Below are 21,833 nucleotides of genomic sequence, written 5' to 3' on the forward strand. Positions count from 1 at the left end.
TTACTTACTTCAACCTGAGCTTAAAAAGCCAAATTCAGGTTGATCGAATAAGTCCTTGCTCTCGGATAAGTAAACCTGTCGATCCCGAAAGTCTGAATACCTCCGGACGTGGAGCCGGTGTTCACTTCTGGATCAAACCCACTATAATCCGTGATCACGAACAGGTTTTGACCCGTTACGGAAATGCGGATGTTCTGGAAGGCATCTCCCAATCCAATCCTTTCAGCGTCCAAATTGTAGCCCAAGGTGGCATTGTTCAGCCTGAAGTAAGACCCATCTTCCAAAAAGCGCGTGGATACCGTGTTGGAATTGTTAAAAGACTCTTCCGGATACTGTGTCGCAAAATCCGTCGTGTTATTGGACCTGGCCAACTGGGCTTTGGTAAAGATGGACATGGTGGTATGGTTATACACCTTGCTTCCTGCCGAACCATTGAAGTTTAGGCCTAAGTCAAAAGACTTGTAGTTGAAGTTCATGTGTGCACCATAGATCGCTTTAGGGATAGCGCTTCCGACCACGGTACGGTCATTGTCCAGTACTTCACCATCACCATTGGTATCCTTAAATCTATTGACACCATCTTCTGTAATGCCGTCAAACTGCAGCATATAAAATGCACCAATAGGCTCACCGTTGATATAGCCGTTGATGGTGGCACCTGTCTGTCCGGCACCTTGTGCAGCTCCTGTAGTCAATACCGAATAAGGGGAATCTTTTACCTCATTCTTGATGAAAGTAACATTACCACCGATCGAATAAGAGAAGTCTCCGCGTTTTAAACTTGCATAATCCAAGGCCAGCTCAATCCCGCTGTTGTGGATTTTCATATTCTCGATATTGTCCCAATAAGTAGGTGTAGGCTCTACTGGATCGGCAGGAACGACTTCCAGTAAGATATTTGACGACACTTTGTTAAAGTAGTCCAAGGTACCCGTCAAGCTGTGGTCAAAGAAGGCAAAATCAATCCCGAAATCGATCTGGGTGGATACCTCCCACTGCAGGTCAGGATTGGCCAATCTGGTAAAGACGATACCATAGGGATAACCTTCCAATGATGTGGCATCGGTATCAATAGGGTAAGTATTCCAACTGCTCGATCCTTCTGATAACCTATCTTCTGAATAACTTGCCTTGGTGATTTTGGAAGGAATTTCCTGGTTACCGGTTTGTCCCCAGCTGGCTCGTAGCTTAAGGTTATCAAAAAAGGAATCTTTCATAAAATCTTCCTTGGTAATGTTCCAGCCCAATGCAACGGAAGGGAAGTAACCGTATCTGTTGTTCTCCCCAAATTTGGAAGAACCATCAGCCCGGAAAGTACCAGTAAACAAATACTTCTCGTCAAAGGTATAATTGACCCTCGCAAAGAAGGATTGCAGCTCATTCTTAACGGCGGAAGAGCTTACCGTGGTTGGATATTCGTCGGTACTGTTATGGTCTTGGTACCTTGGCTCGATATTATTATCGGCAAATCCCCTAGCTGATGTCAACCTGTACTCATCCAAAAAGGTCTGGAAGGAATGTCCTGCCAAAAAAGTCAGGTTATGCTTATAGTTATGCCAGTTATAAGTCAATGTATTCTCTACTAGCTTGTTGGTGTTTTCGCTGATTCCCTCATCCAATGTACCATCGGAGATATTGGACTCATTAATGACCGCCGTATACGGACGGTACTGCTGATAACGATTGGTACTGGAATAATCCACCCCCAAATTCAGCTTGTATGTCAAGCCATCAATAATCTCAAAAGAAGGGGAGATCGTCGCCAAGATCCGGTTATTTGCCGCATCATCACTGTACAGCTCGTATCGTTTCAGCGGGTTCAGTGCATTAGTTTTGAGCAAAGTAGGCTCACCATCTGTATAAGTTGGCACCGTTGGGTTCAGGCTCAACATATCGCTGATGGTAGACCCAATGCTAGGCCGTAGGTTTGTGGTATGAGAAGCGGTCAAGTTATAATCTACGTTCATCCTGCCGTCAAAGGCTTTCTGGTTCATGTTCAGCTTACCAGAAAAACGCTCCAATTCACTGTTCTTTAGGATACCTTCCTGATCTTGGTATCCCACTGAAGCGAAGTAGGAAAATTTACTGGAGCTGGCACCACTCATCGAAAAGTTGATGTTTTTCGAGAGACCTACTTGGGTCAATTCATCCTGCCAATCGGTATTCCCACCATAATCTTCAAGGTCACCCCCAACAGCAACTACCTGCTCACGAAACTGATCAGCGCCAAACACATCTATTTTATTGGCCATGGAAGACCAGGCAGTAGAAGCGGATAGATTAATTTGCGTTGCTCCAGATTTTCCTTTTTTGGTAGTGATGACCACCACACCATTGGAAGCTCTCGAACCATAAAGTGCCGTGGCACTGGCATCCTTCAGGACATCGATACTTTCGATATCATTTGGATTCAGGAAGTTAAGTGGATTAGAAGCAATCCCAGTATCCGCATTGTCGAGCAGGAAGCCATCCAGCACATACAATGGCTGTGTACCAGAGCGTAAGCTACCGACCCCCCTGATAATGACGTTTTGGGCAGCACCTGGCTCACCACTGGTAGAGGAGATATTTACCCCGGCCATTTTACCTTGCAGGAGATCTACTGGATTAGAGATCACACCTTTATTAAATTCTCCTTCTTTAACGGATCCTATGGCGCCGGTAATATCCGAGCGCTTTTGGGTACCATAGCCTACGACGACCATTTCGTCCAGTTGAGTGGCATCCGCCTCCAGCTGGATGGTAAACGTGGATTGGCCATTTACAGGAACCTCCTGCGCTACAAACCCTACAAAGGAAACCTGAAGCACTGCACCTTCTTCTACTTCGATGGAAAACTTGCCATCAAAATCAGTCACGGTACCATTGGTGGTTCCTTTGACACGAATGGTAGCACCCGGTAGCGGTGCACCTTCGTCGTCTTTGACAGTACCTGAGATCACCTTTCTCACTGGCACTAAATCCGAAAACACGTCGCTACTCTTTACAGCAAGCTCTTTTTCAAAACCCTTGGCGGTTACGCCATGGGGGACAGCACACATGCCTGCCCATAAAGCCAAGGATGCCGAGGCATAAATGACTTTAGAAAATCGTAATTTTGAAATCATAAAATTTAAGTGTTGGTACTAAGAAATTTTCAATGCTTATTTTAGAGAGCCTGCCTTATTCATTGTCCTTTTGACGACAGGGGAAACATCACTTTCTTTTATAAGTGTGGTTTTAAAATCCCTTTCTATATCAAAATGACAGACAATTAGACTTGTGATCCAGCTCTTCTTTATTCGACCCAAAAGTAAATGATATATCACGCTGGCCAGTTACGGGTATTTTAGCGTTATATTAATTATCCCTACTCAAAAATAGGCTCCTCTTAATATTGATCACAATTGGGTAATATTACTTGCCAAATCGATTTAACAACAAAAAACATCCTATGCTAGCCTCCGCTACACATGAATATACTGGGCAATGAAATAAAGAATCGTTTCCTGCTTGATCCGAGGTGCATTCGCCCCCTCAAACCGTCGCAATAGCACCTCTATTTACTTAAAGGTATTAGCGAAATTTGAAACTACAATCAATCCAGTACTTCCAAAAAAACGCTGTTATGAAGACCCTATACCAGACAATCGTCCTCATCTTCTGTCTGACCACCAATACCATTGCACAGACCTCCGAAGCAGCAAAATCTGGCTACGCTCCGGTAAATGGTCTAAAGATATACTATGAAATCCATGGCGAAGGCCATCCGCTGGTACTTGTTCATGGGAGCTTTATGACCATTCCTGCCAATTACGGCCAGCTTATTCCTGAACTCGCCAAAACCCACAAAGTCATTGCCCTGGAACTCCAAGGTCATGGACGAACAGCTGACATTGACCGGCCTTTTTCATATGAAAATTTTGCAGACGATGTGGCTGGGCTCTTGGATTATTTAACAATCGAAAAAGCCGATTTTATCGGATATAGCCTTGGAGGGACTATCACCATGCAGACCGCCATCGCCCATCCCGAAAAAGTAGGAAAGATCATTTTCATCTCCTCTGCCTTCAAGGACACCGGATGGTCCTCGGATATCCAAGAGTCCATCGCTAATTTGACAGTGGAGCAGTTTGAGGGGACTCCCATCCAGACGATATACGCGGAAGTAGCCATAGATCCGGGCAACTGGCGTGACTTTATGTCCAAGATGATCGCCTTCGAAAAGCAGCCCTATGATCTTGGACTATCAAACATCAAAGCAATCCCAAGCCCGATTTTGATAATAAAAGGCGATTATGACGGTGTGGACATGACACACACCATGGAGCTATTTGGGGCTTTTGGAGGGGGAGGCACTGGAATGATGGAACCCTTGTCACCGTCTGGCCTAGCGGTCATCCCCAGCACAACGCATATCACACTAATGGAAAAAACGGAAGACCTCCTTGACTTCATCCAACCTTTCTTAGCTGTAGATTAAACCCTTACATCAAGTTAGATGGTTCTATAAAATTATGATCAGTAAATACCCAAAAAGTGTTGTGGAACAAGCCACTTAGGCCACAACTCATTTGGATAAACTCAACCCAATGGATAAAGAAAAACCAAAACCCTTTGCGTCTTCGAGTCTTTGTGGCAGAAAAAAGAACACTAAGCCTCATAGACTTTTAGATAACTTCACTACATTCCTATAATTCACATTTTAAACTTAGTTAAACACTATGGCAGCAGTAAGCACTTATTTGAATTTTGAAAGAGACACCGAAGCGGCATTTCTCTTTTACAGGTCCGTCTTTGGAGGCGAATTTTTCGGTGATGGCTTTATGCGGATGGGCGATGTACCACCACAAGAAGGCATGCCTCCCCTCGCTGATGAAGACAAAAACCTCGTGATGCACGTGGAGCTAAAAATCCTCGGTGTACATAATCTCATGGGAACGGATTCTCCCGAAAGCATGGGCTTTCAGCTGAACAAGGGAAACAATGTCAGTATCAACCTTCAGCCCGACACGCGAAAGGAAACTAAACGGCTCTTTGACGCCCTCTCAGAAGGAGGAAAAGTGACGATGGATCTCCAAGAAATGTTTTGGGGAGACTACTTCGGAAGCTGCTTTGATAAGTTTGGTGTACAGTGGATGGTTAACTGCGGCGAAAAACCTGCCCCTTAACCAAAACAACCTAAGTCCTGCATATTGGAACAGGGACATCATGAAATTTGTTACCTATCGTAAGAGTAGATCGATTTCTAATCTTTCGTGACATTTTCATAATTTTCACCTAATTTCATTACATCATGAAATATAACTATGTAGGCAACACAGGGCTAATGGTTTCTGAACTTTGCTTCGGCACCATGACATTTGGTGGGCAAGATGCCGGGATGTGGACACAGATCGGCCAGCTGCAGCAAAAAGAGGTAAACCAAATGCTTCGGGCGGTCATCGATGCGGGGATCAACTTCATCGATACCGCCAATGTGTATTCCTTTGGACAATCGGAGCAGCTTTTGGGCCAAGGCCTGAAGGACCTCTCCATCCCCCGTGACGAAGTGGTCATTGCCACCAAAGTAATGGGTAAGATGAGCGAGCACCCCAATAGTGCCGGTCTCTCCCGATATCATATTTTCAACTCCGTCGAAGCGAGCCTTCAGCGCCTTCAGCTGGATTTTATTGACATTCTATATGTTCATGGCGTGGATCCAGCCACCTCTATAGAAGAAATCGTCCGCTCACTGAATGACATCGTCGATAGCGGCAAGGTTCGCTATGTGGCCATCTGCAACTGGCCTGCTTGGATGGTGGCACAGGCGCAGACCATTGCGCAGTATAACGGCTGGCACAAGTTCATTGGCCTCCAATACCATTATTCTGCTGCGACCAGAGACATTGAACACGAACTGGTCCCCATGGCTGAGGCACATCAGCTGGCTATTTTTCCTTGGAGCCCACTGTCCGGAGGGTTTCTTACCGGGAAATTTACCCGCAAAGGCAGCCAATCGGATAATGCCAGAAGGGCAAATTTCGACTTTCCTCCCATCGATAAGGAAAAAGCCTATGACCTGGTGGATGTGATGGCTGAAATCAGCAAATCCCACGGGGCAAGTGTTGCCCAAGTGGCATTAACTTGGGTGCGGCAGCAGCAGGGCATTACCAGTACCATCATCGGGGCAAAAAACCAAGATCAGTTAACATCCAACATCGAATCCACTAAGCTGACTTTGAGCAACGAAGACCTCGAAAAAATCAACGAAGTCAGCCCGCTACCATCTCTCTATCCCGGATGGATGGTCGAGCGCCAAAGTGAATACCGAAAACCTAAAAAATGAGCATATATGCATCCATCCATAACTCAAAATAAACCACTATGAGACACAAAATCCTAAACGTCGTCGCCATTTTGTATGCACTCCTCATGGTCAATTCCGGCCTGAACAAGTTCTTCAATTACATGCCCATGCCCGAAGATTTGCCTGAAAAAACCATGGAAGTCATGGGTGCATTTATGCAGATAGGCTGGCTATTTCCATTGATCGGTATAGGAGAAGTGGTCGGCGGAGTGCTTTTTGCCATTCCGAGATTCAGGGCACTGGCGGCCATCATGCTCTTCCCGATCGTCATCGGCATCAACTTACACCACGCCATGTATGCCCCAGAAGGAATGATTATCGCGCTTATTGTATTGGCCATAGACCTTTGGGCCATTGCCGAGAACTGGCACAAATACCTCCCAATGGTGAAGCGATAACCACTGTCCTGGCCTTAAGGCAATGCAGCCGCTCAGAATTGCCCAGTAATGCTAAATTAAGGAGGAAATTGACTACGAATAAACTTGGAGAGCGCTACTATGACAATTTTCTATCATAGCAGTGTTCTCCTGTTTCTTTTTGGGGTTGCCACAAGTATATGCTCTCTTCTAATTCACCCCTGAAATGCAGTAATTGATTACCTATAAATAGCTAATAGCTCCAACCAACGTCCTCTCCAATTATATAAAAGCACTTTTTTGAAAAAAATATTTTTCTCGGAAGATATTAACCCTATCATGAATTGCTTAAATTAAGGGAATTGAAGCCCTGTACGTCAGGAGTAATACTCCTGAAAAACGCCCAATAACCTTAATTCACCAACTTTTATCAAAACACATCAACTATGCAGCTCTTTATCATTGGAGACGTTCATGGATGCTATCACACGTTCCAGCAACTGCTGGAACACTGGAACCCAGCGAAGGAAAGATTGATCCAAGTCGGTGACCTGATCGACCGGGGAAATTATTCAGTGGAAGTCCTCCAGCTGGCGCAAAGTTTACATAAAAAACACCAAGGAGACGCGGTTTTCTTACGGGGAAACCACGAACAAATGATGATTGACCATATCGAAAATGGCAAAATCGGCGGAAGCTGGCTCTTCAACGGCGGACAAAAGACCCTCCAGCAGTTCGAAGCAAAGGAAATACCCGTCGACAGCATGCTCCACTGGCTCAGGAACACCCCACTCAAATGGGAAAGCCCAAGTCTGCTGGCCACACATGCCGGCATTGGCAAAAGTGCCCTAAATCCCTATGACGTCCATAGTCCGGACGGCATTCTTTGGAACAGGAAAAGGCTCAAAAAGCTCCCTAAAGTCCAGGTGATCGGCCACACGCCCCAGCAAAACGGACGCGCCAGCTTTACCACCGCCAGCCAGCATTGGAACATCGATACGGGAGCTTACCGGGGCATCTGCCTGACAGGTCTTAAACTACAGGAAAATGGCAATTATATCGAGGAGATCAACATCCCTACTGATGAACGGGATGTTCAGACGTAACTAGGATTTTTCTGTCCAAGGCATCTTCCAGCACAAAACAGTTGCGCATGGCATCCCATATCTCCAGATCGGGATTTTCCTCCCCTACGACCAGTATATGGATCTCCGCATCACTGATTTCGCATTGCAGTGTTTCCACCCATTGGTTTTTGGTCTTGTCCAGACCAATGGCAATACGAAGGATTCCAGCGACCACTTGGATCATTTTACGTTGTTTTTTGGAGAGTTTCTTATATCGCTTGTGCCGTTTTCGTGGGCCTGATTTGCGGTGATAACGAACGATCACCCCAAGCAAGGTGATCTCTTCATTGGTAAATCCCCGCAGCCTACTGTGCTCTATGATATAGCGGGAATGCTTATGGTATTTTGGGTAACCGATAAAATGGCCCACTTCAAAAATAAAGCTGGCAAAATCCAATAAATCACGGGCATATCCATCCAGCTCATGTAACGGCTCCAGCTGGTCAAAAAGAGCGAGGGCCAATGAAGAAATGTGCTTTTTCTGCTCCACATCACTCTTATACTTCACCGCCAAGTTCATGACACTACGAAACCGTAAATCCTTTTCGGGGTACAGCACCGTTTGTTTCTTGCCCATGCTGTCCAAATAGCCCAAAATCAATCCTTCCCGCAACGACGCATCGCAGAGGGTGATTTCCTTTGCTTTGGCCATCTGAAGTAAGCGCACGAGAAGCAAACTCCCCAAATGAATGGCGTCCACCCGGTTGGCACTGATTCCGGGGACTTTTTCACGCTTTTCGGGTGTCATTTCCAATAGCTTCTTGGAAAGTTTTTCCAGTTCTTTGGTGCTTACCACTTCGGCATTGACCGTGGTAATCGAACTTCCTTTGCTGGCCAGATGAGCCGCTTCTCCCAGTGTCCTGATCGTGCCCGAAGTACCGATCACCTTGGTAAACCCCGCCTCTACGGCTTTTTTCATCACCTCTTCGGCCGCAAGGTTAATGTGTTCTTCCAGTTTTCCAATATCGCTGTTCTCTAATGTCCCTTTGCCTCCGGCCATGTCCAAGAGCCTGAGCACGCCCAGTTTGATACTTTTTTTGAAAAAAATCTCCTCTTGGTCACCGACGGTAGCTTCCGTAGATCCACCACCTATATCCAGCACGAGCACTTTTTCATCCCCAAAAGCAATGGCCCTTCTCACTGCCAGAAAAATCAGCCTCGCCTCTTCTTTACCAGAGATCACCTTGGGTGTCAACCCCGTTTCTTCCGCCACCTTACCGAGAAATTCACCTCCATTTTTGGCCTCACGAGTGGCACTCGTGGCAGCGGTAATGATTTCTTCCACGCCATATTGATCTGCTAGCTGTACGTACCGTTTGATCACCTCTATACCTCGGTCATAGGCGTCTTTGGAAAGCCGGTTGGTCGCAAACACCCCCACCCCAAGCTTGACCATCTCTTTCTCATCGATAAGTACTTTGATGGTCTGGTGCTTTGTCACTTCTGCGATCACCAAGTGAATGGAATTGGTCCCGATATCTATAGCTGCTAAATTCATGGAAAGGTTAATGGTTATTCGGTTATTGATTTACTAGGTAATTGGGCATGGGAAAAGGGCATGGTTCTGGTACATTTTGGAATGTGGCTATTGCTAAATTCTATATACCACAATACCTCATACTTTATACTTTTGCTTTACTTTCCATCCATTTGTTACGGTGTACTTTTCCAGAAGGATCATCGATCAAGCGATAGCCATGCTCACCAAAGCAATCCCTCAATGCCTGTACGAGATTGGCGGCAGACTGGCCTGTGCTCATTCCATAAAAATAATTAATGGCTGCGGACATGACCGGCATGGCGACTCCGGCTTTGAGCCCTGCACCGACTATTTCTGCCAAGGCTTTGGAGTCTTTTTCAAACGTCTCTTTCAGTGCCGCAGACGCCATCAGGCAATCGGAAGACTTAAACACACCGGACAGCTTTTCCATCAAACTGGATTGAATGATGGATCCATTCGTCCAGCAACGGGCTATTTCACTCAAATTCAGCTCCCAGTTTTCGGCATTTCCTACTTTCTTGATCAGGCTAAACCCTATTTCGTGATTTATGAGGCGCGCCATTTGATAGGCTCCTTTTAGTGCATTTAGTATTTCTTTTTGGTCTATTTCTCCTGCTTGACGAGGATAGGTCTGTGCCATCGAAACCCTGACATCCTTATGGGTGGAGATCAGCCTTGCAGTGACAGCTGCTGTCAAAGGGGCGTAGGGAACACCATATTTGGCAGCTGCACTTACCGCCCAACCGCCTGTGCCCGTCTGACCGGCCACATCCTGGATAGTATCCAATAGCAACTCGCCGTCTTTCTCATGGGCCAAAATCGCCAACGTAGCCTCCATCAAGTAACTGTCAGCGCCTTCCTTGCTCCATTTTTGGAAGGTCTTCACCATTTCATCGATGGATATCCCAAGCCCTTTTCGCATAAAAGCATACATTTCTGCCAATACCTGCATCTCCCCGTACTCAATGCTATTGTGCACCATTTTGATAAAATGGCCAGCACCTTCCGGGCCTACATAGTGCAGGCAAGGCCTACCGCTCTGGTCTTTTCCGGCTATTTTTTCTATAAACGGCTTGATCAAATCAAAACCTTCTTGGCTGCCTCCCGGCATGAGTGATGGTCCTTTTCTGGCCCCAGCCCGACCACCGGAAATCCCCATGCCTACAAAGTGAATCCCGTAACCTTGCAGGTATTGCTGGCGTTTGGCACTGTCCTCAAAGAAGGAATTGCCTCCGTCGATGATCACATCGCCTTTGTCCACAAACGTCAGTAGCCGTGCTATTTGCTGATCCACGATCTGCCCTGCAGGTATCATCATCAAGATCTTCCGGGGCTGCTCCAAGGACTCCACAAATTCATCCAGTTTATCAAAAGGCAAAATCCCCTTTACTTCCGGATAGGCCTCTACCAGCTTTTTCGCCACATCTTCCTCCACACCTTTGAGGGTACGGTTATACACGCTGATCTTGACGTTCTTTTCGGCCATATTAAGTGCCAGGCTACTGCCCATGACACCCATACCGATGATACCAAAGGAGGATACTGCTTTGTTGTTTTTTAAGTTGCTCATAATGTCTTCTACTATTTTTTCAGGTATTTGGTCTATAGCAATGGTGGTCGCATGACGGGGAATCTCCAAGGTCTCGAGCTGAGACCTGAGCAATGCCGGAGGCATATAGTGTCCTTCACGTTGTTGCATACGCTCAGCGATCAGCTCTTCATCTCCCTTCAAAAAAAACCAATGGATCTCCACCGCATTTCTCCGCAAGACCTTCCGGTAGTCGGCTTTCAGTGCCGAACAGGCCAGCACGGCTCCTCCATTCCCCTCCCACTTCACCATCTCATCAGAAAGCTTCTCCAGCCAAGGCGCCCGGTCTCTATCATCTAGAGGAACCCCCTTTTGCATTTTTTCAACGTTCTTTTTCGGATGAAAATCATCGGCATCGTAAAAGGGAAGGCCAGCCTTTTTGCTGAGCATCCTGCCAATTGTAGTTTTTCCACTTCCGGATACTCCCATTAACAAAATAATCATGCTTTAATTTATGGAATAATTTCAAAATAGTAGTATCCTCTATGCTTAAAAATTGAAGCTTTTTGGGTCTTTAAATAAGATGCAGGAAAAATTATTACTATTATAAACCTGCACCGAAAATGTCACAAAATGAAAGGCTCCCCTTTTTAGCGGCGCAAAACCTCCCTGACCAAGCATTGCTCCCCATCCCCAATTCCTCCTATATGACGCTTAGATTACCGACTAGGTAGCCCCGCACTGTTGCCAGTAAACGGTTTACATAAGAAGAATGTCTCATGGATTGCAGGGATGAGCACAGGTTTTTTTGATTCTTTATCCCGGTTTATCTGTGACAATCCGAGAAATCCGTAAGAAACTTTATTACTGCCATGAAAGCGGATAATCAGATTACCTGCAGGGCAAACGCATTGAACCCGGAATCAATGCCGTTTAGTTAAGGCTATTTCCCAGTTTTCACATGCTAGGAGTTTCTATTTGACTTTAACTGTATGGCTTTGGCCATTTTGGTGGATTTTATCCTTTTCCTTTTTTCCCCCGAAAGCCTTTGGGGCAGGCTATTGATGAAAAAAGAAAGAAAAAAATCTAGGCCGGTGGTATGCCTTTTAAAATGGAACATGGATTTACCCTGCGACCGAAATCCGTCACCCATTTTAATTTCCACCCGATGGCTACGGCCTAAAAGTGAGTGGGTCTCGCTGTTCCACGACGCGAGCCAACTCACTTTCTTAACGGCCTCCACCATCGGCTGGAAAACAGGCATACCAAGGGCCGTAATAAGGAAGCGATACCTTTTTGGGACTTATTAACTGAATCCGCCTTGCAGGTATTGGGCGTTAAGAAATTAAAAAGCGGGTGGGCAAAAAGGCAGGCTTGTTTGACGAAATGCTGCCCTAAAAGAATGTTGGCAGCTAAAAAGGAGGAGTTTGCCTGCATGAGGGGAGGTTTTAATTTTAGGCCAATAGATGCACAGCGGCGGGGTTTTTTGGTTACTTTTTTGACCTGAAGCAAAAAAGTAACAAAGGTAAAGGGATGAAAACCACCTAGGAATTTAGCAAGAAAAATAACTGCTCAAGGAAAAATATAGAACCCATATTTTCCAAAGTCCAATAAAGCATAGGAAACTAAATTCCATAGCAACGGCAGATATATATTCAACCTAGGATACTATTTCAAATGCGTTCGCCCTGAGATTACCTGTTATCAAAATGAAAAAACTTTATCGATTTAGTATATTTGAACCTTCACTTAAAAGAACCTAATGATGACCTCACCAATAAAAATCTTAGTAGTCGGCTGTGGCAATATGGGGGCTTCCCACGCACTGGCCTATCACCAAATGGATGGCTTCAAAATCTGCGGATTGGTAGCCCGGGGAGACAGTAAAAAGGAGCTGAACAGCAAATTGAAAGCCGATTACCCACTTTTCTCCAGCTATGAAAAAGCATTGGAAGAGTGCAAACCTGACGCTGTCTGCATCTCCACTTACCCTGACACCCATGAAGAATATGCCCTGATGGCCCTGGATGCAGGCTGCCATGTGTTTATCGAAAAGCCGCTAGCAGATACCGTAGCAGGATCAGAGCGCATCGTCCTAGCGGCACAAAAAGCCAACAAAAAAGTAGTGGTCGGCTATATCCTTCGCCACCACCCTTCTTGGATAAAGTTTACAGAAATCGCCAGAGGTCTCGGCAAACCGCTGGTGATGCGCATGAACCTCAACCAACAAAGCCATGGCCGCATGTGGGACGTGCACAGAAACCTCATGAAGAGCCTTAGCCCCATTGTGGATTGTGGTGTCCACTATATCGATGTCATGTGCCAAATGACCCAATCCAAACCCAAAAAAGTCAGCGCCATCGGTGTCCGGCTAACTGATGACATCCCACATGACAACTATAACTATGGCCAATTGCAAATCACTTTTGAAGATGGTTCGGTCGGTTGGTACGAGGCTGGATGGGGGCCCATGATCAGTGAAACTGCCTTCTTTATAAAGGATGTTTTCGGGCCTAAAGGTGCTGCATCTATCGTCGCCAAAGAGGCTGGCGGTAGCGGCAAATCTGACTCGGTGGACGACCATACCAAAACGGAATCCATCAAGATCCATCACGCAGACATCAATGCAGCCAATGAATTCACCAAGCCTGACGAATGGGTAGAAACAGCCGATGAACCCGACCACAATGCCCTTTGCCTGCGGGAGCAGACTTACTTTCTGGAAGCCATCCAAAGCGACATTGACCTTAGCCAACACTTAGAAGATGCCATTAACAGCCTAAAAGTAGCTTTCGCCTGTGATCAGTCGGTAAAAACGGGTGAAATAGTGGAGATCAATTAAGGAGAAATTCCTAATAATTTATTTATCTTCATGTCTGTGAAGCACTCACCAATCTCGAAAAATAACATGATAAAATCCATATCTATAATTAATTTCATGGGCTATTCTCAGTTTAAGGCTAAAGAATTTGCTCCTATCAATGTTTTAATTGGGAAAAATGATACTGGTAAAACAGGTTTACTGAAATTATTATACGCTTCCACAAAAGGAGTCGATACATATAGTAGAAAAAACGAAACTGAAGATATTAGTTTCAAAAAGGTAATATCAGAAAAGCTTTCCAACACTTTTCAACCTGGAAAAAAAGGATTAGGCGAACTTGTCAGCAAACATGAAAGAGGGAAGCTATCTGTTGATATGGAGTTTTCTCACACTAAACTATCTTATAATGATAGACTTTACTTTTCCTTCGGAGATAGTACGACCAAAAACATTATTGATTGTCAAGACAAAATAAACCCTATTTCCACAAATTTCAGATGTCTGTTCATTCCCGCAAAGGAAGTGCTAACACCTCTCAAAGCGATAAGGGCAACTAGGGATAATTTACACATGCCAGGATTTGACGACACCTATCTTGACCTAATAAGAGCTTTGGTAATCCCCACTCAAAGAGGCAACATAGCGGAGGAGCTAAAGGGTGTGAACAAGAAATTAGAGGATTTGTTCGAAGGAAAAATTGAGCAAGGAATCGATGACGACTTTATTTTCAAAAAAGGCCATAGTGAATTTCACATTAACCTTACAGCGGAAGGAGTGAAAAAGATCGGCATCCTCACCACATTAATAAGAAATAGGCAGCTTAACTCTAACTCTGTCTTATTCCTAGATGAACCGGAAACAACTTTACACCCTGAAGCTACGAGAGAATTAGTGGAGATGCTGATGCTAATGGCAAAATCAGGAATCCAGATTTTTCTTGCCACTCATAATTATTTTGTTCTGAAGCAAATGCACTTATGTGCTCGCCGAGATGAAATCGACGCAAAATGTTTTGTACTCGAACGAGAAAAAGGACAAGCAATAACTTCTAAAGAATACCTATTGAACAAAGATTTTCCTGAAAATGCAATTTCAGATGAGGCTCTTAAAATGGCAGATGAAGAAGCTAAAATAGATTTAGGATTATAATGGGCACCATCAATGACAGAAAAAATAGAAGAAAGTAATATTACCTTAAACTTTTCGGACAACAACTTTTTTAGGTTTGAAGATTGCTCTGGTTACAAGGCACTGTCTGCTTATAGTTTTAAGGAAATGGATGCATGTTGGTTTGATGAAGATCAAAACACTTTGTGGCTCTTTGAGCTAAAGGACTTTACAAAAGCTAATTTAGCACCATTAGAAAATTTAAGGTCAAGGGCGGATAACCTTGTAAAAAAAGCTGTTGACAGTTTAAACATGTTACTTTCAATAAAACACAGCTATTCTTATTCACAAACATTAAAAAAGTGTACTACTGATAGGATCAATAATGACACAATAATAAAATTCACATCTATCATACACTGTACTTCTTCTCAAAAGCCATCCATTAGCCACATTAACGACCTTTTTCGACGTAAGTTTACTCCGTATGCCAAACTATTTGACATCAATTATTATAGTGTAATAGAACATTCAAGAGCAATCAATCTTATACCTAATCGTATTGTAGGTTAATTTATCGTACTTTTCCCCAAATAGTCTTAGCAAGTTTTACAGGAAAGATTCGATTCTCTTCAACGTCTCATTTACCCCTACCCTTTTGCTCTATCCAAGCAGTGGGGGTCATTCCTTCAAATTGACGAAAGACCCTCGAAAAATAATTCACACTGCTAAAGCCGCTTTCATAACAGGCCTGGGTAATGTTTTTTCCCTTCCACAGCAATTCTTTTTTCGCACGCTCCAGTCGCTCACGATTGATAAAGCGGACAGGTGTCTCTCCTAATTCACGCTGAAAGGCCCTGAAAAACTGGGCCCTTGACAGGCATGCCTGATTTGCCAGATGATTCACATGCAATGGCTGCTCTAAGTGCTGCCGAATGTATTTTACCACATGGGCAAGCCTGTTTCTAGTACTCAATTTATCCAAATTATGAAGCAGGTAGTGCCTTGCCTGTGTTTGCATCAAACTGGCAATCAGCTCCCGTGTGGTATTGGATGCTTTCATTTGTTTCCCAAAATCATTGTCCACCATCACCCGGATAAGGGAATTCAGGTTTTGCTGTACAAGCTTATTGTTCAGCAAGGTAAAATTATCTTTTGACCAATTCCATGAAGAATCATCCACCCGCGGAAAATACTCGTTGAGCCACACCATTGTTTCCCGTAAAAACCCCTCACTGATCTCCAGCGCCAGGCATTGGGTCGGTGATGCTATAGTCGCTTCCGGAAAATCGATATACATCAACTCGGAAGCCGGCATGACGATGGACTGCCCCGGCAAAAATTCAAATGGCGCCTCCGATCGCAAATTCATGATTTTCTTGCCCTGGATCATTGCCACCACCGCGGGATTATCAAATTGCAAATCAAAATTATAGGCATAGCGGCTCGTCTCATATAAATTCAAAACGGCATGATCGGCCTGATGAGCCGTACGATGCTCCACCTCAGATGTGGGTGAGCTGAAGATTTTGTACTTCTCCTTAATATTTATGGCATCTAACATGATTTGGGCTTATCGATTTTCTAAGCATAAATTAGCGAAAAAGCCCCTAGCCTCCAAGGCTTCTCCCAGAATGCGACTATTGTGCTAATAGATGAAATTATCATGAACGAGAATATCCTGACAATTCACCACCTTCATGCTTCTACCAAAAATAACCAATAAACATGAGTACAATAACCCAAGAAAAACCAGCTACCCTGCTGGATCGCCCTGATTTCAAACCGCATTATGACAATTTTATCGGTGGAAAATTTGTACCTCCCGTGGACGGAGAATATTTCGATGTCATCAGTCCCGTGGATGGTCAGGTCTTCACCAAAGTGGCCCGTGGCAAGGCTGCTGATATCGAATTGGCACTGGACGCTGCCCATAAGGCTTTTCCGGCATGGAGCCGCACCTCCGCCACCGAGAGGAGCAACATCATGCTCAAAATCGCAGATCGAATAGAAAACAAACTGGAATACCTAGCAGCCGTAGAAACCATTGATAATGGTAAACCAGTAAGAGAGACCATCAATGCCGACTTGGCGTTGGTGGTCGATCACTTCAGGTATTACGCTGGAGTGATCAGGGCCGAAGAAGGCAGTATCGCAGAGCTTGACGAGCACACCGTTTCGATCAATGTCAAAGAACCCATTGGCATCGTCGGACAAATCATCCCATGGAATTTCCCCATGTTGATGGCCACGTGGAAAATGGCCCCTGCCATGGCCGCCGGCTGCTGTACTATTGTCAAACCTGCCGAACAAACTCCTGCCTCTATCATGATCCTGATGGAAATCATCGGTGACCTGATCCCGCCCGGTGTCCTCAATATAGTCAACGGATTTGGGCCTGAAGCGGGGAAGCCACTTGCCCAATCACCACGACTCGACAAGGTCGCCTTCACGGGCGAAACCACCACAGGGCGACTGATCATGCAATATGCTTCCGAAAACCTCAATCCTGTCACCATGGAGCTTGGCGGCAAATCCCCCAATGTCTTCTTCCCATCCGTAATGGATGCCGATGACGAATTTTTGGACAAATGCCTGGAAGGAGCCGCGATGTTTGCACTCAACCAAGGGGAGGTCTGCACCTGTCCGAGCCGGATTTTGGTACATGAAAAAATCTATGACGCTTTTATGGAAAAAGTAGTCGCCAGAGTTGAGGCCATCCAAATGGGCCATCCACTGGACAAGACCACCATGATGGGAGCCCAAGCTTCCAAGGACCAGTTTGAAAAAATCCTTAACTATATCGACATCGGAAAACAGGAAGGAGCCGAAGTACTGACCGGTGGTGGAGTGGCCCAGCTGAACAGTGGCCTAGAGAATGGCTATTATGTCAAGCCTACCCTGCTAAAAGGCCATAACAAAATGCGGGTATTCCAAGAGGAAATTTTTGGCCCGGTATGTTCCGTTACTACATTCAAAGATGTCGAGGACGCCATTTCGATATCCAACGACACGCTTTATGGATTAGGAGCCGGCGTATGGACCAGGGATGCCCACGAAGCCTACCAAGTACCACGTGCGATCAAAGCAGGCCGTGTTTGGGTCAACTGCTATCATGCCTACCCTGCCCACGCACCCTTTGGCGGGTACAAAAAATCAGGCTTTGGCCGCGAAACCCACCTGATGATGCTCAATCATTACCGTCAAAACAAAAATATGCTCATTTCTTATGACAAGAACAAGCTCGGTTTCTTTTAACCCGGTTTATGCATTAGGAATCGTCATCGCCTGTCCCGATAGCTATCGGGAAGGTTTGAAACTGCAAGAAAATCAGGCTGTTTGGAGATTGAGGCATCCGCCGCGGCGGATGGTGAAATCGAAAACAGCAGCGAAGCGACTGATTTTGAAGTAGGTTCATACCGCAATAGATAGGCTAACGCATAATCTGGGTTTAATCAACTGACTTATTATGAACAAAAGGAGCTATTCTATATGGCTCCTTTTTTCTTTACAAAAATCAACCAACATGACATATAAACGAATAGATGTCTCAAAGGAAGCAGAAGCCTTGGTGGACAAGATCCGTGAACAACACGGCCCGCTGATGTTTCACCAGAGTGGTGGTTGCTGTGACGGATCCAGCCCCATGTGCTATACCAAAGGCGACTTCCGCACAGGAGCTTCTGACGTCTGGATGGGCAACATCCATGAGTGTGATTTCTTTATGTCCAAAGATCAATTCGAATATTGGAAGCATACCCATCTGACGCTGGATGTCACCGATGGCCGTGGAGCGAGTTTCTCACTGGATATCCCTTACGGCAAGCGATTCATCATCCGAAGCAGATTGCTCAGCAAAGAAGAACTGGCTGACCTCGAACCTGTAAAGAGTGGTGAACTGGATGATCTTTCACTAGGGAAGAATACGCTTCAATGATTAGATTCCTTTGGGCCTTCCAGCCATTCCAAGGAAAAGAATTATTCCTTTGTTACAATGATCGGCATTTCTTTCATTGTGACCACATCAAAAACCAACTCACCATTATACCATATAGCTTTATTTGATTGACTACATTCATTCTGCATATGTTCCACTTTTAAGGTATCCACATCATCAGGTGAAAGCCTGAGATAATATTGGTAGGTATTTTCACTGACCATATTACTTTTTCCTATATTATTAATATGTAGCATATAAGAGTGCCCTGACTCCGCATCTGGTTCGATAAATAGGCCTTCCTCTTGGATTACCTGCTCATCTTCTTTCTCATCCAATTCAAAGATATAAATATCCGCCTTACGATATCCGTCAATGGTTGCAGGATCCAACAAGTCATTTCCAGAACTGTTATTTAGTGTAATCCAATAATCATATGAAACATTAAAGCAGGGAGCTGATTCTATATCGGTTGAACAGGATTGTATGATAAACAAAACTACACATGACACTAACATTAGATTTTTCATAGTTATTTCGATTTCATGGTTTTATCCCAGTGATCATCTTATTCTTATATTGGGAACTGGCATTCTTCCCTTCAATTTGTAAATCATTGTATTTAAACCCTGAAATAATTGTAAAGGAGGATTTCATAGAACTACTATTTATATTTTGTAATCCTATAAATATACCTTAATAAATTCTCCCTTAGGAGACCAAAAAAAACCATCTTACACTGTTTTTATACCTAAAATATGCAAATGGATAGTGATCCGAAGCAGATTGCTCAGCAAAGAAGAACTGGCTGATCTCGAACCTGTAAAGAGTGGTGAGGAGCAATGATGTTTCCGAACCTGCAAAACGTCTCATCAAAAGACAATCCCCATACTTAGAGAACCTTCTAGCCTGTCATTGGTAGGGCCATTATGATGAAATATGGTTAAATCTTCCTTTGCTTGGATCCATCTACCTTCCAAGCGGACATAACTGATGGAACTCGGTTTATATTCGGTGCTCAGTGTGTATCCCGTGAGCTGGAGCCCGTTCATATTGCCAAACCTGTCCTCATAAGTCCCGGAGATGAACCCTTCTGGATCCTGAAAGGTCTCCACTCTCCCTGTCACCGAATAAACATCCGTAAACTGGTACCTTAGTGTCGCCAATGCATTGTACATGAGGGCGGTATTATCTGGTTTTGCCAATTGGGAGTGGCTCTGCGTGCCCACATCTCCACCCACAGTAAGGTAGATTTTTGGAGAGGGATTATAGTTCAAGTACAAATTATGATAGGTACGGTATTGCTTTGGAGTGATGCCATCCAGCGATTCACGACCAAAAAGATTGGTATAGGTGAGTTGTAAATCTTCCCGAAGGGAATATGAAAATAAAAGGCCAACGGACTTGGCATTATTGGCATCCAAGAAGTAGTTATAGCCATTTACCACCCAAAACTGGAAATCGAACTTATCGCTCCCCTCATAAGCTATCCGTACACCACTTTGGTAAAACGGCTCGTTATAGCTCGCCACGGTGGTAGATGTCGTATAATTGTCCTTTGGCAAAAAGCTCTCGGTACCAATATGGGTGCGAAAGAAACCGGCATCAACCCACCATTCATTGGCCAGCTTCACCCCGACATTAGCTTCTTGCGGCACTGGAAAATTCGGATCCCAAATGGCCTTGGGAATATCCCCGTAATGCAGGGTGAGGTTTCCGCGTATCCGTTCGTCCTGATAGTGGATTCCTACTTGGACGATATTCAGACTGAACCGCTGGTCACGTGGTGCCGTCGTGGCAAATTTCTGCAGGGCATTGGCTCCCAAAGAATCGGAATAAGCCGCATAATATACTTCCGCATAACCCGAAAAGTCAAAATTTTTCCAGATACTGGTCTTTTCTTGCGCCTTGGCAAAATGAAAAAAGCAAAGCGTCAATGCTGCCAAAAAAACGGTTTTTTTTCTAATAGATTTCATAAAATTATAATTACTGGTTTTCTCTTGTGGAGTGAGTATATTCTAAAAAAGAACAGGCTGAAAAATATCTATTGGCCATTCATCGGCCATCGAGTTCCTTTCCTCACTGAAAGAGGAGACCTCATCCCAAAAGTTAAGTGAAGTCTTCTAATGTTATTTTGTTGTAAATTTAACAATTTTCTTCAAATAAAAAGATTCAAACCGCTTTCCGACAGGAAAAATGCATTTAGTGTTTTGAAGGGAAACAATTTTCGTGTAGGCATAGTTATCATCCGTGCCGCTGGCACTCCTTCTGGAGGCTGATGAGTGCTTAACGTCCTGCGGATGAATCCGCAGGTTACAAAATTTATCGTGCCGCTGGCACTTTGCCCCGATTTGTACATTGGAAACCGCAGTAGCCTAGGGTCAAGTCAACGCTTAAATGACGGGTAAGGCGGTAGTGGATTTTGGACGAGATCAAGGCGCAAAAACGCCCCTATCCGTAGCTAAGGAAGTCTTTTTGCAACGTAGAGATAGGCCAAAAGACACACCGGATTACACGTAGGTTTAGGTTTGGCTTGACACTAGATTGCCGAATGGCGGGATAGGCTGAAAGAATGATTAGTTGATTTGGATCGTACAAGCCATCGCAACTATCTGCTCATGTATAGTGGTTGGCTTGGTTGAGGTTAAACCCTGAATATGCGTTAGCAACTGAGCATCCTGCCTCATCCGCCTTTGGCGGAGGGTCATATAGAAGGTGCAGGTGACAACCTGCACCAAAAATGATTACACACAAAAGGGTAAGTTCCGTAGGAACGGCAGATATATTCAAACTGGGATACTTTTTTAAATGCGCTCGCCCTGGTCTAGGGGGGGATTTCAAATCCCCATTATCCCGGTTCGGGATTACAAATCCCTAACAGCTAAGCTTTTTTATGCTACTTGGCTTTTTCAATTTAAGCAAAAAATCAGCGCAAATCATCAACATCTGCGTCATCAGCGTTCCATCAGCCCCTCAACTTTTCCGCTTGATCCCATATCCGCTTAAACTGACGGCTATGGCCGTGGCGAGAGGCTCCATGGCCTAGATTTTTGGCTCTTCCCATCAATGGAAATGTGTTGCATTCATGAAGACCTTTTGAAAACATTATTACACTTGAATAAAAG

17 protein-coding genes are annotated in these 21,833 nt (G+C 44.7%); 10 read left to right on the forward strand and 7 right to left on the reverse strand.

The genetic code is table 11. The features are described from left to right. Positions 1-20 precede the first annotated feature (20 nt). Entirely contained in the window at positions 21-3,107 is a 3,087-nt protein-coding gene (locus DN752_RS08675; protein WP_112783575.1) for a SusC/RagA family TonB-linked outer membrane protein, read from the reverse strand. A 500-nt stretch (positions 3,108-3,607) separates the two neighbouring features. Here DN752_RS08675 and DN752_RS08680 point away from each other — a divergent pair, with 500 nt between their 5' ends. The 5 genes from DN752_RS08680 (at position 3,608) to DN752_RS08700 (ending at position 7,790) form a co-directional block, all read left to right on the forward strand. Continuing rightward, a complete protein-coding gene (locus DN752_RS08680; protein ID WP_162633173.1) occupies positions 3,608-4,462 on the forward strand; it encodes an alpha/beta fold hydrolase in 855 nt (284 codons plus the stop codon). A gap of 241 nt (positions 4,463-4,703) precedes the next feature. Then, positions 4,704-5,150: a VOC family protein gene (locus DN752_RS08685; protein ID WP_112783577.1), complete on the forward strand. Its 447-nt coding sequence runs from the start codon at positions 4,704-4,706 to the stop codon at positions 5,148-5,150. A 125-nt stretch (positions 5,151-5,275) separates the two neighbouring features. Continuing rightward, positions 5,276-6,307: an aldo/keto reductase gene (locus DN752_RS08690; RefSeq protein ID WP_112783578.1), complete on the forward strand. Its 1,032-nt coding sequence runs from the start codon at positions 5,276-5,278 to the stop codon at positions 6,305-6,307. Positions 6,308-6,345: 38 nt separating this feature from the next. Further along, positions 6,346-6,726 (forward strand): DoxX family membrane protein, encoded by a 381-nt coding sequence (locus DN752_RS08695; protein ID WP_112783579.1) that lies wholly within the window; start codon positions 6,346-6,348, stop codon positions 6,724-6,726. Positions 6,727-7,130: 404 nt separating this feature from the next. Beyond that, a complete protein-coding gene (locus tag DN752_RS08700; RefSeq protein WP_112783580.1) occupies positions 7,131-7,790 on the forward strand; it encodes a metallophosphoesterase in 660 nt (219 codons plus the stop codon). Here the strand turns inward: DN752_RS08700 and DN752_RS08705 are convergent. The 3 genes from DN752_RS08705 to DN752_RS24440 all read right to left on the reverse strand — a co-directional run bounded on the left by DN752_RS08705 (position 7,762) and on the right by DN752_RS24440 (position 12,104). Further along, a complete protein-coding gene (locus DN752_RS08705; RefSeq protein WP_112783581.1) occupies positions 7,762-9,309 on the reverse strand; it encodes a Ppx/GppA phosphatase family protein in 1,548 nt (515 codons plus the stop codon). The genes DN752_RS08700 and DN752_RS08705 overlap by 29 nt on opposite strands. A gap of 124 nt (positions 9,310-9,433) precedes the next feature. Beyond that, positions 9,434-11,344, reverse strand: coding sequence for an NADP-dependent phosphogluconate dehydrogenase (gene gndA / locus DN752_RS08710; protein WP_112783582.1), 1,911 nt, complete (start codon positions 11,342-11,344; stop codon positions 9,434-9,436). 460 nt (positions 11,345-11,804) lie between these two features. Next, positions 11,805-12,104, reverse strand: a complete 300-nt coding sequence (locus tag DN752_RS24440; RefSeq protein WP_162633174.1) for a hypothetical protein — start codon at positions 12,102-12,104, stop codon at positions 11,805-11,807. 501 nt (positions 12,105-12,605) lie between these two features. On the opposite strand from DN752_RS24440, the gene DN752_RS08725 reads away from it, so the two are divergent. The 3 genes from DN752_RS08725 to DN752_RS08735 all read left to right on the forward strand — a co-directional run bounded on the left by DN752_RS08725 (position 12,606) and on the right by DN752_RS08735 (position 15,344). Next, positions 12,606-13,682 (forward strand): Gfo/Idh/MocA family protein, encoded by a 1,077-nt coding sequence (locus DN752_RS08725; RefSeq protein ID WP_112786473.1) that lies wholly within the window; start codon positions 12,606-12,608, stop codon positions 13,680-13,682. Between the two features lie 66 nt (positions 13,683-13,748). Further along, complete coding sequence (locus tag DN752_RS08730) at positions 13,749-14,813, forward strand: AAA family ATPase (protein WP_162633175.1); 1,065 nt, start codon at positions 13,749-13,751, stop codon at positions 14,811-14,813. 12 nt (positions 14,814-14,825) lie between these two features. Next, positions 14,826-15,344 carry a hypothetical protein gene (locus DN752_RS08735; RefSeq protein WP_112783586.1) on the forward strand — a complete coding sequence of 173 codons (519 nt, stop codon included), beginning with the start codon at positions 14,826-14,828 and terminating at the stop codon, positions 15,342-15,344. Positions 15,345-15,411: 67 nt separating this feature from the next. Here DN752_RS08735 and DN752_RS08740 read toward each other — a convergent pair whose 3' ends face one another. Then, entirely contained in the window at positions 15,412-16,335 is a 924-nt protein-coding gene (locus DN752_RS08740; protein WP_112783587.1) for a helix-turn-helix domain-containing protein, read from the reverse strand. A 164-nt stretch (positions 16,336-16,499) separates the two neighbouring features. Between DN752_RS08740 and DN752_RS08745 the strand changes: the two genes are divergently transcribed. Next, on the forward strand, positions 16,500-18,029 hold the full coding sequence (locus DN752_RS08745) for an aldehyde dehydrogenase family protein (protein WP_211324182.1): 1,530 nt from the start codon (positions 16,500-16,502) through the stop codon (positions 18,027-18,029). A 268-nt stretch (positions 18,030-18,297) separates the two neighbouring features. Continuing rightward, positions 18,298-18,708: a DUF779 domain-containing protein gene (locus DN752_RS08750; RefSeq protein ID WP_112783589.1), complete on the forward strand. Its 411-nt coding sequence runs from the start codon at positions 18,298-18,300 to the stop codon at positions 18,706-18,708. A 41-nt stretch (positions 18,709-18,749) separates the two neighbouring features. Here DN752_RS08750 and DN752_RS08755 read toward each other — a convergent pair whose 3' ends face one another. After that, positions 18,750-19,238 carry a hypothetical protein gene (locus DN752_RS08755; protein WP_162633176.1) on the reverse strand — a complete coding sequence of 163 codons (489 nt, stop codon included), beginning with the start codon at positions 19,236-19,238 and terminating at the stop codon, positions 18,750-18,752. Positions 19,239-19,580: 342 nt separating this feature from the next. Further along, complete coding sequence (locus DN752_RS08760) at positions 19,581-20,684, reverse strand: outer membrane beta-barrel protein (protein ID WP_112783591.1); 1,104 nt, start codon at positions 20,682-20,684, stop codon at positions 19,581-19,583. Positions 20,685-21,833 lie beyond the last annotated feature (1,149 nt).

It is taken from the genome of Echinicola strongylocentroti, assembly GCF_003260975.1.
GTDB lineage: Bacteria > Bacteroidota > Bacteroidia > Cytophagales > Cyclobacteriaceae > Echinicola > Echinicola strongylocentroti.

Bases quoted from the DNA above. Each gene is read 5' to 3' on its own strand.
- DN752_RS08675 (WP_112783575.1), bottom strand. From the start codon at position 3,107: ATGATTTCAAAATTACGATTTTCTAAAGTCATTTATGCCTCGGCATCC.
- DN752_RS08680 (WP_162633173.1), top strand. From the start codon at position 3,608: ATGAAGACCCTATACCAGACAATCGTCCTCATCTTCTGTCTGACCACC.
- DN752_RS08685 (WP_112783577.1), top strand. From the start codon at position 4,704: ATGGCAGCAGTAAGCACTTATTTGAATTTTGAAAGAGACACCGAAGCG.
- DN752_RS08690 (WP_112783578.1), top strand. From the start codon at position 5,276: ATGAAATATAACTATGTAGGCAACACAGGGCTAATGGTTTCTGAACTT.
- DN752_RS08695 (WP_112783579.1), top strand. From the start codon at position 6,346: ATGAGACACAAAATCCTAAACGTCGTCGCCATTTTGTATGCACTCCTC.
- DN752_RS08700 (WP_112783580.1), top strand. From the start codon at position 7,131: ATGCAGCTCTTTATCATTGGAGACGTTCATGGATGCTATCACACGTTC.
- DN752_RS08705 (WP_112783581.1), bottom strand. From the start codon at position 9,309: ATGAATTTAGCAGCTATAGATATCGGGACCAATTCCATTCACTTGGTG.
- gndA (WP_112783582.1), bottom strand. From the start codon at position 11,344: ATGATTATTTTGTTAATGGGAGTATCCGGAAGTGGAAAAACTACAATT.
- DN752_RS24440 (WP_162633174.1), bottom strand. From the start codon at position 12,104: ATGCCTGTTTTCCAGCCGATGGTGGAGGCCGTTAAGAAAGTGAGTTGG.
- DN752_RS08725 (WP_112786473.1), top strand. From the start codon at position 12,606: ATGACCTCACCAATAAAAATCTTAGTAGTCGGCTGTGGCAATATGGGG.
- DN752_RS08730 (WP_162633175.1), top strand. From the start codon at position 13,749: ATGATAAAATCCATATCTATAATTAATTTCATGGGCTATTCTCAGTTT.
- DN752_RS08735 (WP_112783586.1), top strand. From the start codon at position 14,826: ATGACAGAAAAAATAGAAGAAAGTAATATTACCTTAAACTTTTCGGAC.
- DN752_RS08740 (WP_112783587.1), bottom strand. From the start codon at position 16,335: ATGTTAGATGCCATAAATATTAAGGAGAAGTACAAAATCTTCAGCTCA.
- DN752_RS08745 (WP_211324182.1), top strand. From the start codon at position 16,500: ATGAGTACAATAACCCAAGAAAAACCAGCTACCCTGCTGGATCGCCCT.
- DN752_RS08750 (WP_112783589.1), top strand. From the start codon at position 18,298: ATGACATATAAACGAATAGATGTCTCAAAGGAAGCAGAAGCCTTGGTG.
- DN752_RS08755 (WP_162633176.1), bottom strand. From the start codon at position 19,238: ATGAAAAATCTAATGTTAGTGTCATGTGTAGTTTTGTTTATCATACAA.
- DN752_RS08760 (WP_112783591.1), bottom strand. From the start codon at position 20,684: ATGAAATCTATTAGAAAAAAAACCGTTTTTTTGGCAGCATTGACGCTT.